The sequence below is a fragment of the Massilia sp. ZL223 genome, from assembly GCF_018119395.1.
In the GTDB taxonomy this organism is placed as follows: Bacteria; Pseudomonadota; Gammaproteobacteria; order Burkholderiales; family Burkholderiaceae_D; genus Telluria.
The window spans coordinates 249144-264722 of record NZ_JAGPWD010000001.1 but is presented as its reverse complement, the minus strand read 5'-3'; the positions used below and the strand labels follow the sequence as shown (position 1 = coordinate 264722).

The 15579-nt window shown below is 67.7% G+C and carries 10 protein-coding genes; 9 read left to right on the top strand and 1 reads right to left on the bottom strand.

Going from position 1 to position 15579, the window contains the following annotated elements; translation table 11 throughout:
* Positions 1-11 precede the first annotated feature (11 nt).
* The 7 genes from astA to KBW95_RS01135 all read left to right on the top strand — a co-directional run bounded on the left by astA (position 12) and on the right by KBW95_RS01135 (position 11966).
* Positions 12-1046 carry an arginine N-succinyltransferase gene (gene astA, locus KBW95_RS01165; protein ID WP_211526567.1) on the top strand — a complete coding sequence of 345 codons (1035 nt, stop codon included), beginning with the start codon at positions 12-14 and terminating at the stop codon, positions 1044-1046.
* Positions 1039-2508, top strand: coding sequence for a succinylglutamate-semialdehyde dehydrogenase (gene astD / locus KBW95_RS01160; RefSeq protein ID WP_211526568.1), 1470 nt, complete (start codon positions 1039-1041; stop codon positions 2506-2508). Before astA ends, astD begins: the two co-directional genes overlap by 8 nt.
* 3 nt (positions 2509-2511) lie before the next feature.
* Positions 2512-3852: an N-succinylarginine dihydrolase gene (gene astB, locus KBW95_RS01155; protein ID WP_211527297.1), complete on the top strand. Its 1341-nt coding sequence runs from the start codon at positions 2512-2514 to the stop codon at positions 3850-3852.
* 190 nt (positions 3853-4042) lie between these two features.
* Positions 4043-8746: an NAD-glutamate dehydrogenase domain-containing protein gene (locus KBW95_RS01150; RefSeq protein ID WP_211527296.1), complete on the top strand. Its 4704-nt coding sequence runs from the start codon at positions 4043-4045 to the stop codon at positions 8744-8746.
* Between the two features lie 3 nt (positions 8747-8749).
* A complete protein-coding gene (locus KBW95_RS01145) occupies positions 8750-9751 on the top strand; it encodes a succinylglutamate desuccinylase (protein WP_211526571.1) in 1002 nt (333 codons plus the stop codon).
* Between the two features lie 107 nt (positions 9752-9858).
* Entirely contained in the window at positions 9859-10953 is a 1095-nt protein-coding gene (locus KBW95_RS01140) for an NADH:flavin oxidoreductase/NADH oxidase (RefSeq protein ID WP_211527295.1), read from the top strand.
* Between the two features lie 155 nt (positions 10954-11108).
* Positions 11109-11966: a head GIN domain-containing protein gene (locus KBW95_RS01135; protein WP_211527294.1), complete on the top strand. Its 858-nt coding sequence runs from the start codon at positions 11109-11111 to the stop codon at positions 11964-11966.
* Between the two features lie 25 nt (positions 11967-11991).
* Here KBW95_RS01135 and KBW95_RS01130 read toward each other — a convergent pair whose 3' ends face one another.
* Positions 11992-13182, bottom strand: a complete 1191-nt coding sequence (locus tag KBW95_RS01130; RefSeq protein WP_211526574.1) for a globin domain-containing protein — start codon at positions 13180-13182, stop codon at positions 11992-11994.
* 224 nt (positions 13183-13406) lie between these two features.
* On the opposite strand from KBW95_RS01130, the gene KBW95_RS01125 reads away from it, so the two are divergent.
* Entirely contained in the window at positions 13407-14888 is a 1482-nt protein-coding gene (locus KBW95_RS01125) for an amino acid permease (protein ID WP_211526575.1), read from the top strand.
* 6 nt (positions 14889-14894) lie between these two features.
* Positions 14895-15533 (top strand): CatA-like O-acetyltransferase, encoded by a 639-nt coding sequence (locus KBW95_RS01120; RefSeq protein WP_211526576.1) that lies wholly within the window; start codon positions 14895-14897, stop codon positions 15531-15533.
* Positions 15534-15579: the final 46 nt, after the last annotated feature.

Sequence of the window (15579 nt, the reverse complement as noted above, 5' to 3'; positions counted from 1 at the left end):
GAGACCCACCCATGCTCGTAATCCGTTCCGCCAAGATGTCGGACCTGGACGCCCTGATCGTGATGGCGCGCCTGGCCGGCAGCGGCATGACCACGCTCAAGCCGGACCCGGACATGCTGGGCAAGCGCCTGCGCACCGCCGAGGCCTCGTTCGCCGAAACCATCCCGCCCGAAGAGCGCGACTACATGTTCGTGCTCGAGCACACCGAGGACAACAGCATCGCGGGCGTGTGCGCGATCAAGGGCGCGGTCGGCCTGACCGAACCCTTCTACAACTACCGCATCGGCACCCTGGTGCACTGCAGCCGCGAGCTGGACGTGTTCACCCGGATGGAAACCCTGTACCTGTCGAACGACCTGACCGGTTCCAGCGAACTGTGCTCGCTGTTCCTGCTGCCGCAGTACCGCGCGGGCTTCAACGGCAAGTGGCTGTCCAAGAGCCGCTTCCTGTTCATCGCCCAGTTCCAGCACCTGTTCACCGAAAAGATCATCGCCGAGATGCGCGGCTACCAGGACGAGAAGGGCGATTCGCCCTTCTACGAAGGCCTGGGCCGCCACTTCTTCAAGATGGACTTCGACCACGTCGACGGCCTGACCGCGCTGGGCAAGAAGTCCTTCATCGCCGAGCTGATGCCGCGCCAGCCGCTGTACGTCGACTACCTGCCGGATTCGGCGCGCGAGGTGATCGGCATGGTGCACACTTCGACCCAGCCGGCGCGCCGCCTGCTGGAGCAGGAAGGCATGCACTACGAAGGCTATGTCGACATCTTCGACGCCGGCCCGGTGCTGCAGGGCCGCGTGTCCGACCTGCGCGCGGTGCGCGAAAGCGTGCTGGCGGTGGCCGATGAAGGCGCGCCGGAAGGCGATACCGAACACATGCTGGTGTCGAACACCCAGCTCGACAATTTCCGCATGATCCTGACCCGCGCCGTGCCCGGCTCGGGCCGCGTGCTGCTGAGCGCCCAGGAGATGGCGCAGCTGCACCTGCGCGCCGGCGACACGGTGCGTACCCTGACCCTCACTCCAAGGAAAAACGTCAATGGCTAAGCTCTCGAATTACATCAACGGCGAATGGCTCGCCGGCAGTGGCGCCGAACTCGCTACCATCGACCCCTCGACCGGCCGCCAGACCTGGACCTCGAACCAGTCGACCGCGGACGACGTGGCGCGCGCCGCCCAGGCCGCACACGCCAGGTTCGAAGCATGGGCGTTGACGCCGCTGGAAGAACGCATCGCCGTCTGCACCCGTTTCCGCGACCTGCTCAAGGAGCACAGCGAGGAACTGGCCGCCATCATCGCCGAGGAGGTGGGCAAGCCGCTGTGGGAAGCGCGCACCGAAGTCGCGACCATGGCCAACAAGATCGACATCTCGGTCCAGTCCTACGGCGCGCGGACCGGCGAGACCGCCGCCAAGGTCGCCGACGGCAACGCCGTGCTGCGCCACCGCCCGCACGGCGTGTTCGCCGTCTACGGCCCCTACAACTTCCCCGGCCACCTGCCGAACGGCCATATCGTGCCGGCCCTGATCGCCGGTAACACGGTGGTGTTCAAGCCGAGCGAATATGCGCCGCGCACCGCGGTCAAGACCGTGCAGCTGTGGGAGCAGGCGGGCCTGCCGGCCGGCGTGCTGAACCTGGTCAACGGCGGCCGCGACACCGGCGTGGCCCTGGGCCAGAACCCGCTGATCGACGGCATCCTGTTCACCGGCAGCAGCCAGACCGGCGCCGCCCTGCACAAGCAGTTCGGCGGCCAGCCGGGCAAGATGCTGGCGCTGGAAATGGGCGGCAATAATCCGCTGGTGGTCTGGGATATCAAGGACATCGACGCCGCCGTGCACCACGCCGTGATGTCGGCCTTCATCTCGGCCGGCCAGCGCTGCACCTGCGCGCGCCGCCTCATCATCCAGGACAACGCGCAAGGCCAGGCCTTCCTCGACCGCCTGGTGGAAGTCGCGGCCAAGCTGCAGGTCGGCCCGTCGAACGCCGATCCGCAGCCCTTCATGGGCCCGGTCGTATCAAGCGCGGTCGCCGCGCGCCTGGTGCAGGCCCAGGCCGAAATGGCGGCCAAGGGCGGCAAGGTGCTGCTGCAGATGAAACAGCTCGATCCGAACGCGGGCTTCGTCACCGCCGGCATCGTCGACACCACCGACGCCCAGGGCATCGCGGACGAAGAGTGGTTCGGCCCGCTGCTGCAGGTGATCCGCGTGAAGGACTTCGACGCAGCCCTGCGCGCGGCCAACGCCACCGAATTCGGCCTGGCCGCGGCGCTGCTGTCGCCATCGGAAGAGCTGTGGAAGCGCTTCGCGGTGCGCGCCCGCGCCGGCATCGTCAACTGGAACCGTCCGACCACCGGCGCGGCCAGCTCGGCCCCGTTCGGCGGCGTGGGCAAGTCGGGCAACCATCGCCCGAGCGCCTACTACGCGGCGGACTACTGCGCCTATCCGGTCGCCTCGATCGAGACGGCCGAACTCGAAATGCCGGCCAAGCTGTCGCCGGGACTGGTGTTCTAAATCATGCGCATCGCACGCGAATTCAACTTCGACGGCCTGGTCGGGCCGTCGCACAACTACGCCGGCCTCTCGTTCGGCAACGTGGCCTCGTTCAACAACGTCCGCAGCGCCTCCAATCCGCGCCAGGCCGCCCTGCAGGGCCTGGCCAAGATGCGCGAGCTGGCCGCGCGCGGCTATGCGCAGGCGGTCATGCCGCCCCAGGGCCGCCCCAACTTCCGCCTGCTGCGCCGCCTGGGCTTCTCGGGCACCGATGCCGACGTGCTGGCGCGCGCCTACCGTGAAGCGCCGGTGATCCTGGCCTGCGCCTACTCGGCCGCGCCGATGTGGACCGCCAACGCCGCCACCGTCAGCCCTTCGGCCGACTCGCAGGACGGCCGCGTGCACTTCACCGCCGCCAACCTGAACAACAAGCTGCACCGCTCGGAAGAGCATGTCCAGGCGACCCGCACCCTGCGCGCGATCTTCAAGGACAGCAGCCGCTTCATGGTGCACGATCCGCTGCCGCCGGTGCCGGCCTTCGGCGACGAGGGCGCGGCCAACCACACGCGCTTCGCCAGCAGCCATGGCGCCGCCGGCGTCGAGTTCTTCGTCTACGGCCGCGTCGAGTTCGACCCGTCGGCCCCGGCGCCCAAGAAATACCCGGCGCGCCAGACCCTGGAAGCCTCGCAGGCCGTCGCGCGCCTGCATGGCCTGGACCCGGCGCGCACCGTGTTCGCCTCGCAGAACCCGGACGTGATCGACCAGGGCGTGTTCCATAACGACGTGATCGCGGTCGGCAACGGCAACGTGCTGTTCTACCATGAGCAGGCCTTCGCCGACGAAGCGGGCACCCTGGACGCGCTGCGCCGCGCCCTGGCCGGCGTCGGCAGCGACCTGGTGCCGGTGCGCGTGGCGGCCGCACAGGTGCCGGTGGCCGACGCGGTGGCCAGCTATCTGTTCAACAGCCAGCTCCTGACCCGCGCCGACGGCAAGATGGCCCTGGTGGTGCCGCACGAATGCCGCGAAAACGCTGCCGTGTCGTCCTACCTGGGCGGCGTGGTGGGCCGCGGCGGTCCGATCGACGAGCTGATCGAGTTCGACCTGCGCCAGAGCATGCGCAACGGCGGCGGCCCCGCCTGCCTGCGCCTGCGCGTGGCGCTGACCGACGAGGAAGCGGCGGCCATGCACCAGGGCGTGATCATGACCGAGACCCTGTATGCGCAGCTGGTGGCCTGGGTCGAGAAGCACTATCGCGACCGCGTCGAGCCGAAGGACCTGGCCGACCCGCAGCTGGCGATCGAATGCACCGCGGCGCTCGAAGAGCTGACCCGCATCCTCGGCTTGCCGGGCTTGTACGACCTGTAAAGACATACAACAGCGGCCATGCGGGAGGGATGACCCGGCCCGTACGGCATGTTCTAATAATGGATTGACGAGTCTGCGGAAAGACGGACCGCCAACGGAATTCGGACGGGACACCCCCGTCCCATACAGCAGGGCGATGCAAGAGCCACAAGCCGGAGCGCGCCGGGCACACAAACTTTGGAGAAGTAAGATGAATGACATGTCGAAAGACCTGCGTAACCAGACGCTCTCGCTGGTCAACGCAAACCACGCAGCCGCCGCCACCGGACAGGTGGGCGCACTGATCGGCGCGTGGCTCGGATCGCTGGATGACGAAGACCTGGCCGGCACCGCGCCCGCGAGCCTGGCGCCCGTGCTGTGGGAAGGATTCTCGCAGCTGGCCCAGCGCACCGGCCCCGGCTGCCAGATCGCCACGATGGGCTATTCCGACGGCCGTGGCGGCAAGGCGACCGCCCTGCTGATCCTGAATGACGACATGCCTTACCTGGTCGACTCGTTTGTGATCGCCCTGCGCAAGGAGCGCCAGACCGCCGCCGGCGTGATGAACGCCGTGCTGCCGGTGCGCCGCGACGCCAATGGCGCCGCCGTCTCGGTCGGCGAAGCCGGCGCGCCGCTGGAATCGATCGTCCTGATCCTGATGAGCGACGAACTCGAATTCGGCGAACTGGACGCGCTGACCGCGCGCATCCGCATGGTCGCCAACGACGCCGCCGTCGTGCACCGCGACGCCCTGGCGCTGGGCGACCGCCTGACCGCCGTGGCTGCCGCCGCCGCATCCGCCGGTACCCCGGAAGGCCAGGAAGTGGCCGCCTTCCTGGAATGGGCCAAGAACGAAGGCTTCGAGCCCTTCGGCTACGCCTACTACGTGGTCAAGCCGGACGCGCGCGAACTCGAGCGCGACATCCCGAGCCGCATCGGCGTCCTGAAGGATACCGCGCACCCGGTCTACGGCAGCTGCCTGGCCAACATCCCGGGCGACTTCGAGACCCTGTCGCGCCGCGCCGACACCCTGTCGATCGTCAAGGCCGACGTCGAAGGCACCCTGCACCGCGACCAGCCGCTGGACTTCATCGGCGTGCGCGACACCGACGCCCAGGGCAAGATCCTCGGCGAGCACTGCTTCATCGGCCTGTTCACCCGCGCCGCCACCCTGACCCCGCTGGCGCGCCTGCCGTTCGCGCGCGGCCGCGTCGCCAAGGTGCTGTCGATCGCCGGCGTGCGCCAGGAAGGCTTCCGCGCCGAGAAGTTCGTCGAGATCCTCGAATCGCTGCCGCGCACCGAAGCCCTGGAAGCCGAGCCGGAATGGCTGGCCCAGGTGTGCAGCTCGGTCGTGTCGCTGTACAAGCAGCCGCGCCCGAAGGTCTTCGCGCGCCGCGACGTCTACCGCCGCCATTTGAACGTGCTGGTCTACCTGCCGCGCGAGCGCTACAGCGCCGCCGTGGGTTCGAGCCTGGCCCAGGCGTTGCAGGAAAGCTCGGGCGCGGTTGAGGTGCGCGTGCAGCCGCTGATCGCCGACGGCCCGCTGGCCCGGGTCTACCTGATCGCCCACGCCGCCCGCTATCCGCTGGACCTGGAAACCGACATCCAGCAGCCGCTGCTGAACGTGCTGGACGGCTGGCATGACCGCTTCGCGGCCCTGACCAACGGCATGGACGACAACGCCCAGCGCAGCACCCTGCGCAAGCTCGGCGCCAACCTGCCGGTCAGCTTCGTCACAGCCACCGCGCCGGAAACCGCCTTCCGCGACCTGCAGGCCGTGCTGAAGAACGGCCACGCCGGCCGCGTCACCGTGCGCATCGAAACCGGCGGCGGCAACGGCGAAGACGCCTCGATCCGCCTGTACTCGAGCGACGACGTGCCTTCGCTGTCGCGCATCCTGCCGGCCCTGCAGAACGCCGGCATCGCGGTCGACCGCGAACAGACCTGGGCGATCAAGACCGCCGACGGCGCCCGCCACAACGTGACCGCGCTGGCCGTGGACGACGAAAGCGGCGCCAAGCTGATCAAGCCGGGCATCGTGGAAGTGGCCGAAGAGCTGTTCACCGCGCTGTTCAACAACGAAGCCGAAGACGGCCGCATGAACGGCCTGACCATCGAAGGCGGCCTGTCGCTGCGCGAAGTGCAGCTGGTGCGCGCCTACATCAGCTACTGGCGCCAGCTGGGCTCCAAGTTCTCGGTGCGCTACATGGCCGAGACCCTGCGCACCCAGCCGGCCCTGGTGAAGGAATTCGTCACCGGCTTCCTGCTGCGCTTCGATCCGAAGCTGGGCGAGTCCGAGCGCGCCGCGGGCACCGCCAAGCTGGCCGCGCTGAAGGCCGGCCTGTCGAGCGTGAACCACGCCGACACCGAAGAGATCATGGCTGCCCTGGTCGACCTGTGCATGGCGACCGTGCGCACCAACTACTTCCAGAACGACGGTGAGAAGATCATCTTCAAGGTCGACACCAGCAACCTGGCGCTGGCGCCGGAACCGCGTCCGTACCGCGAGATCTACGTGTTCTCGCGCCGCTTCGAAGGCGTGCACCTGCGCGGCGGCCCGGTCGCCCGCGGCGGCCTGCGCTGGTCGGACCGCATGGAAGACTACCGCACCGAGGTGCTGGGCCTGGTGAAGGCGCAGATGGTCAAGAACGCCGTCATCGTGCCGGCCGGCTCGAAGGGCGGCTTCGTCTGCAAGCAGATGCCGCAAGGCGCCCCGCGTGAAGTGGTGGCGGCCGAAGGCGAAGCAGTCTACCGCCTGTTCATCGCCAGCCTGCTGGAAGTGACCGACAACCGCGTGCGCGGCGCCATCGTGCCGCCGGAGAACACCGTGCGCTTCGACCAGGACGATCCTTACCTGGTGGTGGCGGCCGACAAGGGCACCGCGACCTTCTCCGACATCGCCAACAGCATCGCCGTGCAGCGCGGCTTCTGGCTGGGCGATGCCTTCGCGTCGGGCGGCTCGAACGGCTACGACCACAAGAAGATGGGCATCACCGCCAAGGGCGCGTTCGAAGCCGTCAAGCGCCACTTCTACGAACTGGGCCACGACATGAACACCACCCCGATCACCGTGGTCGGCGTGGGCGACATGTCGGGCGACGTGTTCGGCAACGGCGTGCTGCTGTCGCGCCAGCTGAAGCTGGTGGCCGCTTTCGATCACCGCCACATCTTCCTGGATCCGGCACCGGACGTCGAAGTCTCGTTCAAGGAACGCCAGCGCATGTTCGCGCTGCCGCGCTCCTCGTGGGAAGACTACGACAAGGGCCTGATCTCGAAGGGCGGCGGCGTGTTCCCGCGCTCGGCCCGTTCGATCGAGCTCTCGCCCGAGATCCGTGCCGTCCTCGATATCGAGGAAAGCTCGCTGGCGCCTGAAGAACTGATGCACCGCATCCTGAAGGCCCCGGTCGACCTGTTCTACAACGGCGGCATCGGCACCTACATCAAGTCGTCGAACGAGACCCACGCGCAAGTGAAGGACCGCGCCAACGACCGCATCCGCGTCAGCGGCAACGAACTGCGCTGCAAGGTGGTGGCCGAAGGCGGCAACCTGGGCGCGACCCAGGCCGGCCGCATCGAGTTCGCGCTCAGCGGCGGCCGCATCTTCACCGATGCGATCGACAACTCGGCCGGCGTGGACTGCTCGGACCACGAGGTGAACATCAAGATCTGGCTGGACACCGAAGTCAATGCAGGCAAGCTGCCGGAAGCCGACCGCAACCGCGTGCTGAACGAGATGACCGGCGCCGTGGAAGACCTGGTCCTGCGCGACAACACGCTGCAGACCCACCTGCTGACCCGCGAAGCGCAGGCCCAGGCCAGCGCCTCGGTGGTGGACGGCTACGCCGCCCTGATCACCAACCTGGAGTCGGAAGGCGCGGTCAACCGCGACCTGGAGCAGCTGCCGAGCGACGCCGAACTGCAGCGCCGCAAGGCCCTGGGCCAGGGCCTCACCGCGCCGGAACTGGCGGTGGTGGTGGCGAACGTGAAGAACCGCTTCAAGCGCACCCTGTCGGCGCTCGACCTGACCTCCGAGTCCTGGGCCGATTCCCTGCTGCGTCCTTACTTCCCGGCGCAGCTGGTCGCCACCCGCGACCCGCTGGATCACCCGCTGGCCAACGCCATCCTGGCGACCGTGCTGGCCAACGAAGCGGTCAACCGCTGCGGTCCGCTGATGCTGCGCGACCTGGCCGCCGAGCACCGTGTCGACGAGACCGACGTGGTGAAGGCCTGGGCCCGCGCCTGGTCCTCGCTGCACCTGGCGCCGGTGTTCGACGCCCTGGACGCCGACGCGCTGAACGTGCCGCGTGACGTCTCGGTGGCGGTCGACAGCCGCACCCGCGGCCTGATGCGCGCCGTGATCGAAGGCGTGCTGTCCCTGCCGGCAGGCGCCGACGGCATGTCGGAACTGTCGTCGCTGTTCGGCCAGGCCGACCAGCTGCGCAGCCTGACCCCGCAGCGTTCGGAAGCCGACGGCCACACCGGCCTGCCGGCCCCGTTCACCGCGGCCTGGAAGGCGGTCGAGACCATCGAGTCGCTGGCGACTTTCCTCTTCGCGGCGGTGTCGGTGCAGCGTCCGGGCGGCATGAGCCTGGCCCAGTTCCTGCAGGTCGGCATGGCGCTGCGCCAGCAGGCCGGCATCGACACGCTGGAACGCGGCCTCAAGCTGCCGGCGCAGACCAAGTCGCAGGAGCAGCTGCGCAACTACGCGATGCAGTCGCTGCGCCGCGCCCAGCAGCGCCTGCTGCTGCAGGTGATCGAACGTGCCGGCAAGGGTGGCGACGCCCTGGCGGCAGTCGGCGAAGTCACCCGCGAGCACGGCCTGACGGGCTACGCCCAGCCGCTCGACCTCGAGCAGGCGATGCTGGACGTGTGGGCGCTGTCGGAAGGCTCGAATCCCGAGCGCCTGGCTGCCTGAGCGATGAGCACAGCAGGCATTCCTGCGCTGCCGGAAGCGGTGCGCGCCCTGGCCGAAGCGGATTTCGGCCCGGTCGCGCAGCGCTTCTCGGAAGCCGGTTTCCAGGTCGGCTTGCCGGCGCCCGGCATCCTCACGGTGAAGGGCGCCGCGGCTGACGCGGCGCGCCCCAGCGTGCTGGTGTCGGTCGGCGTGCATGGCGACGAGACCGGGCCGATCGAAATGACGGCCTATGTCATCGAAGCGCTGTCGCGCGCGCCGCGCGAGCTGGCGGTGGACCTGATGCTGTGCGTCGGGAACATCGACGCGATCGCGGCGGGCAAGCGTTTCATCGATGCGGACCTCAACCGCATGTTCCGTACCGAGCGCGGTTCGCTGGCCGGTACCGCGGAAGCAGGGCGGGCCGATGTGCTGATCGCCGCCACGGTCGCCTTCTTCGAAGGGGCGGGGCCGCAGCGCTGGCACCTGGACCTGCACACGGCGATTCGTCCCTCGCACTATCCGATGTTCGCGATCGTGCCCGAGCTGATCGCGGACGAGCCGCGCAATGCGCTGATCGAGTGGCTGGGCGAGGCGGGGATCGAGGCTGTCATCATGAACCCGAAGTCTGCCGGCACCTACAGCTACTACACCTCGGAGCACCACGGCGCGGCCGGCAGCACGGTCGAGCTGGGACGGGTGGGCACCTTGGGCAGCAACGACCTGTCGCAGTTCGCCGATGCGTCGGCGGCGCTGGAACGCCTGCTGCGCGGACAGCCTGCTGGTCCGACGCAGCGCTCGCCGCGTGTGTTCAAGCAGGTGCAGGAAGTGGTCAAGCTGTCGGACCAGTTCAGCATGAATGTCGGGCGCGAGACATGGAATTTCACCGCGCTCAAGAAGGGTGATGTAATTGCGGCCGATGGCGACACCGTGTACACCGTGAAGCATGACGAGGAGCTGGTCGTGTTTCCCAATCCGGACGTGCGAGTAGGGCTGCGCGCTGGATTGATGGTGGTGCAGGTGGACTGACCAAAGCCGTAATACTCACTAAGCCCACGCAACAAAACGACGTCGTCCCCGCCTGCGCGGGGATGACGTTTTAGGGCTAGACTGGTGCCTTTGCCTCCGGAGCCACCATGAGCAAGCTGTTCTCCCCCACCGCACTCGGCCCCCTGCAACTCTCCAACCGCATCGCTATCGCCCCGATGTGCCAGTACTCCGCCATCGAAGGCATGGCCACCGACTGGCACATGATCCACCTCGGCAGCCTGGCCTTGTCCGGCGCGGCGCTGCTCATCATCGAAGCCACCGCCGTCGTCCCCGAAGGCCGCATCTCGCCCGACGACCTGGGCCTGTGGTCCGACGCCCATGCCGAGGCCCTCGACCCCGTCGTCTGCGCGATGCGCCGCCATTCGCCGATCAAGATCGCGATCCAGCTCGCCCACGCGGGCCGCAAGGCCTCGAGCCAGGTTCCTTGGGAGGGAGGCGCCAACATTCCCCCTGACCAGCCGCGCGGCTGGAAAACCGTGGCCCCGTCGAGCGTGCCGCACGCCGAAGGCGAACCGGCGCCGCTCGAACTGGACGACGAAGGCCTGGCGCGCATCCGCGACGGCTTCGTGTCCGCCGCCAAACGCGCCCATGCGCTGGGCCTGGACGCTATCGAACTGCACGGCGCCCATGGCTACCTGCTGCACCAATTCCTCTCGCCCCTGTCCAACCTGCGCCAGGACCAGTACGGCGGCTCGCTGGACAACCGCATGCGCTTCCCGCTCGAGATCTTCGACGCCGTGCGCGCCGCCGTCCCACGCAAGATGGCGGTCGGCATGCGCATCTCGGCCACCGACTGGGTCGAGGGCGGCTGGGAGATCGGGCAGAGCCTGCGCTTCGCCCAGGAGCTCAAAGCGCGCGGCTGCGATTTCATCCACGTCTCCACCGGAGGCCTGTCGCCAGCCCAGAAAATCGCCCTGGAACCGGGCTACCAGATCGCCTATGCGCAGCGCATCAAGCGCGAGACCGGGATGCCGACCATCGGCGTGGGCCTGATCACGGAATCCGAGCACGCCGAGCAGATCCTGCAGAACGGGGAAGCCGACGTCATCGGCCTGGCGCGCGCCATGCTGTACGACCCGCGCTGGCCCTGGCACGCGGCGGCGAAGCTGGGCGACCAGGTTGTCGCGCCGCCCCAGTACTGGCGTTCGCAGCCGCGCGAGCACATGTCCTTGTTTGGCTGAGCATCGGCTGAACGTTCGCGTCGCAGCGCCGCAGTTCAACCCGCGTTTTTTGCAGCCTGTCGCATCCAGGCCGCGGGGGAAGGGATGGGTTGCTAGAGTGGCATGGTTGGCGCTTCGCGCCGGAAGAACGACAACCATACCCACAAAGGATAGCCATGCGTAAGCTTCTTGCCCTCGCCGTACTTGCCACCCTCGGCGGCTGCGCCATCATCGTCACGCCCAACGAGGGGACCCATGTCCAGACCATGTGGAGCAAGGGCGCCGAGAACGGCAATGGCATCGCCGCGCGCGACCAGCGCGCCGTGGCGGCGCTCCCCGGCCTGGACGTGAGCGGCTCGCTGCCGGTCGAAGTGCGCGTTGGCCCGGCGGCCTCGCTGCTGGTGGAGGCGGACAGCAACCTGCTGCCCCTGATCCGCACCGAACCGAATGGCCATACCCTGCGCGTCTGGACCGAACAGGAGCTGCGCAGCAAGACCCCGATCCGCATCGTCTATACCACGCCGCGCCTGAGCGAAGTGCGCGCCTCCGGCTCGAGCCGGGTAGAGGTAAGCGACCTGAATGGCGCGCCGCTGGACGTGCGCAAGAGCGGTTCCGGCGAAGTGCGCCTGGCGGGGAGGGTGGAGAGCCTGAACGCGCGCGCCAGCGGCTCCGGCGTCATCGACGCCGCCCAGCTGCACAGCGCCAGCGCCGACCTGGACCTCTCGGGGTCGGGCCGCATGACGGTGGGGGACGTGCACGGCGACTATGCGCGCGTGAACGTGAGCGGTTCTGGAAGGCTGGAAGCGAGCGGCGCGGTGCGCTCGCTGAATGCGCGCGTGAGCGGTTCGGCCAGCGTCGACCTGGCTGGCCTGAACACGCAGGACGCCGACCTGGGCACCAGCGGTTCGGGCGGTATCCGCGCCACGGTGAAGCAGTCGCTGATCGCCCGCACCAGCGGCTCGGGCGGCATCCGCGTCTATGGCCAGCCGGCCCAGCGCAGCCTCAGCGGAGACAGGATCCACCTGCTCGATTGAGAACCGCGAAGGCCGGCCTTGAGGATTACAGCAGGTTGTCCAGCAGGTCCGGCCCGAACACTTCGCGGTGCAGGCGGCTTGCCGGTGCGCCGGCGGCCAGCAGCGCGTTCCACTGCGCCTGCATGAAGGGCAGCGGGCCGCACAGGTAGACGTCGGTCTCGCCCTTCGGCCACGACGGCAGGCGCGCCAGCTCCATCTTGCCCGGCAGCGCCTCGCCGGCGGCGCCGTCTTCATAGAAATTCACCACGTGCAGGTAAGGCATGCGCGCCGCAGCAAGCGCGATGTCGGCCTGGTGCGCATGATGCTGCGCGTTGCGCGCGGCATGCGCGAAGATCACGCGGCGCTCCGGGTTGACCTGGGCGATGCGGTTCAGGGTGGCGATCATCGGGGTGATGCCCACGCCCGCGGACAGCAGCACCACCGGTTCGTTCGACTCGGTATCCGGCTGGAAGTCGCCGAACGGGTGGCTCACGTTCAGCACGTCGCCCACCTTCACGTTCTGGTGCAGCCAGGTCGACACCGCGCCGGCCGGCGTCGCGCCTTCCGCATCTTCGCGCTTGACCGAGATGCGCAGGCTGTCCTTGCCGAAGGTATCGGACAGGCTGTACTGGCGCAGCTGGCGGCGGCCATCCTCGAACACCACTTCCACGCTCACGTACTGACCGGCCTTGAACGCGGGCAGGACCATGCCTTCCTGCGGCGCCAGGCGGATCGCAATGACGTTGTCGCTCTCGCGCGACACCTCGGTGACGCGCATGGCGCTCAGCTGGCCCGGCTCGATGCCTGCGTCCGCATACATCTTGGCTTCCGCGTCGATCAGCACGCGCGCCAGCGAGCCGTAGGCTTCTTCCCAGGCCTTGAGCAGCGGTTCGGTGGCGGCGTCGCCCAGCACGGTCTTGATCGCGCCCAGCAGGTGGAAACCGACGATCGGATAGTGGTCGGCGCGGATACCGACTGCCGCATGCTTGTGCACGATGCGGCTGACCACCGGGCCCAGGGCCGCGGCGTTGTCGATGTTGGCCGCGTAGGCGAAGACCGCCGAGGCCAGGGATTGCTGCTGCACGCCGCTCGCCTGGTTGCCCATATTGAAGAGGTTGGTCAGTTCCGGGTGCGCCGCGAACATGCTGGCGTAGAAGGTGCGGGTGATGGTCAGGCCATGCTCGCGCAGGACAGGGACGGACGCGTCGATGTAGGGACGGGAAGCGGCGGAGATCATGTTTTTTCCTTATTGATGCATGCTCAATGCATATTTAGGTTCTAAAAAATGCGCCTTGAATGGCGACGGCAGAGATCAGACGGGATCATTCTAACAAAGATGCACTTTCAGTGCATCATTTAAGAAAACAATTTTATTGCTGCGTTGCAGACTCCCCTATAATCCCTGCTTTTACACCCGCGGCTGCCGAGCCGCTCCATGCCTCAAGCACCAAAGGACACGCCGTGAATCTGACCCTGGGCCAAAAGCTGTTCCGTACCAAATCGGCAGAACGCCATACTGAAAGCCATAGCGGCGCCGAGGTGGGCCTGCAACGCTCCCTGGGCCTGTTCCCGCTGACGATGATCGGCGTCGGCGCCACCATCGGCACCGGCATCTTCTTCACCATGGTGGAAGCGGTGCCCAAGGCCGGTCCCGCCGTGGTGCTGTCTTTCCTGATCGCGGCCATCACGGCCGGCCTGACCGCGCTGTGCTACGCCGAGCTGGCGGGCCGCGTGCCGGCCGCCGGTTCCTCGTATTCCTTCGCCTACGCCACCGTGGGCGAGTTCGCCGCCTTCGTGGTGGCGGCCTGCCTGCTGCTCGAATACGGCCTGGCGGCCAGCGCGACGGCGATCGGGTGGTCCGACTACCTCAATAACTTCCTGCAGAACGCCTTCGGCTGGCAGATTCCGCCGGAGCTGCGTTCGCCGATGTTCGTGTCGGACCATAACAACGTCCATTTCAACCCCGGCCACTTCAACCTGCCGCCGGTGCTGCTGGTGATCATGTGCTGCATCCTGCTGGTGCGCGGCACCAAGGAATCGGCCACCACCAACGCCATCATGGTGCTGGTGAAGCTGGCGATCCTGGTGTTCTTCGCGGTGATCGCCTTCAGCGGCTTCGACGCCGCCAACTTCCAGCCTTTCTTCAATACGGACAACAGCAAGGGCTTCGCCGGCATGGCCGGCGTGACCGCCGCCGCCGGCACCGTGTTCTTCTCCTTCATCGGCCTGGACACCATCGCCACCGCCGGCGAGGAAGTGCGCGACCCGCGCCGCAACGTCCCGATCGGCATCCTGGCCGCGCTCCTGATCGTCACGGCCTTCTATTTGATGGTCGCTTTCGCCGCCATGGGCGCCCAGCCGGCCCACCTGTTCGAAGGCCAGCAGGCCGGCCTGTCGGTGATCCTGCAGAACGTCACCGGCAAGGCCTGGCCGGCGCTGGTGCTGTCGGCCGGCGCGGTGGTGTCGGTGTTCTCGGTGACCCTGGTGACCATCTACGGCCAGACCCGCATCCTGTACGCCATCAGCCGCGACGGCCTGATCCCGAAGACCTTCCAGAAGGTCAGCCCGCGCACCCAGGCGCCGGTCAGCAATACCGTGATCGTGTCGATCGCCGTGGGCCTGGTGGCCGGCCTGGTCGACTCCACCTTCCTGTGGGACATGGTGAGCATGGGTACCCTGACCGCCTTCATCGTGGTGTCGATCGCCGTCCCGGTGATCCGCGCCAAGCAGGGCGACGCGCCGCCGGCTGACGGGTCGAAGCGGGGCTTCCGCGTGCCTTTCGGTCCTTACCTGATTCCGGGCCTGTCGATCTTCGCCTGCCTGTACATCATGAAGGACTTATCAAGCACCACCTTCCGCGTGTTCGCGATCTGGATGGCGGTGGCCGTCGCCACCTACTTCCTTTACAGCGTGCGCCACAGCCGCCTGAACAAGGCGCAGTAAAGCAGCATGGAGAAGTTCGAGCTGCGGCGCGACCGCTTCGCGCTGTTCGACAGCATGGACAGCCCGGCGGTCAACATCTGCTTCAGCCTGGACTTGCCGGACTTCCGGCCCTGGTGCAAGGAGCAAGGCCTGGCGCCCTTCCACGTGCTGCTGTGCGCGGTGCTGCGCTCGATCCTGAAGATCGAGCATTTCCGCTACCGGATCCTTGACGGCGAAGTATTCCGCATCGATCGCCTGACGCCGTCATTCACCGTGATCAACCAGCACCAGGACCTGAACTTCGCCCAGTTCGCGTGGACGGACGACCTGCGCGAATTCGTCGCCCGCGGCCTCGCGGCGCGCGAGGAAGCCAGCAGCATGGCGGAACTGAACGACAAGTACCGCAGCATGTCGCCGCGCGAGGCCAAGGAGCAGGTCTTCATCACCTGCATTCCCTGGCTCGACTTCACCTCGATCCAGCACCCGACCGCCAAGCTCGGTTCGCCCGATATTCCGGCGCTGGCCTGGGGACGCTTCCGCGACGCGCCGAACGGCCGCCTGCAGCTGCCCTTTGCGGTGCAGGGACATCACGGTTTCATCGACGGCTTCCACATCCATCAGCTGGCGCAGCAGATCGAGGCCGAGCTGTCGGACATGATGCGCTGACAGGCGGACGCAGCCTGATTTAACGCCAGCGACCGCTCGCCCCCTC

Bases quoted from the DNA above. Each gene is read 5' to 3' on its own strand.
- astA (WP_211526567.1), top strand. From the start codon at position 12: ATGCTCGTAATCCGTTCCGCCAAGATGTCGGACCTGGACGCCCTGATC.
- astD (WP_211526568.1), top strand. From the start codon at position 1,039: ATGGCTAAGCTCTCGAATTACATCAACGGCGAATGGCTCGCCGGCAGT.
- astB (WP_211527297.1), top strand. From the start codon at position 2,512: ATGCGCATCGCACGCGAATTCAACTTCGACGGCCTGGTCGGGCCGTCG.
- KBW95_RS01150 (WP_211527296.1), top strand. From the start codon at position 4,043: ATGAATGACATGTCGAAAGACCTGCGTAACCAGACGCTCTCGCTGGTC.
- KBW95_RS01145 (WP_211526571.1), top strand. From the start codon at position 8,750: ATGAGCACAGCAGGCATTCCTGCGCTGCCGGAAGCGGTGCGCGCCCTG.
- KBW95_RS01140 (WP_211527295.1), top strand. From the start codon at position 9,859: ATGAGCAAGCTGTTCTCCCCCACCGCACTCGGCCCCCTGCAACTCTCC.
- KBW95_RS01135 (WP_211527294.1), top strand. From the start codon at position 11,109: ATGCGTAAGCTTCTTGCCCTCGCCGTACTTGCCACCCTCGGCGGCTGC.
- KBW95_RS01130 (WP_211526574.1), bottom strand. From the start codon at position 13,182: ATGATCTCCGCCGCTTCCCGTCCCTACATCGACGCGTCCGTCCCTGTC.
- KBW95_RS01120 (WP_211526576.1), top strand. From the start codon at position 14,895: ATGGAGAAGTTCGAGCTGCGGCGCGACCGCTTCGCGCTGTTCGACAGC.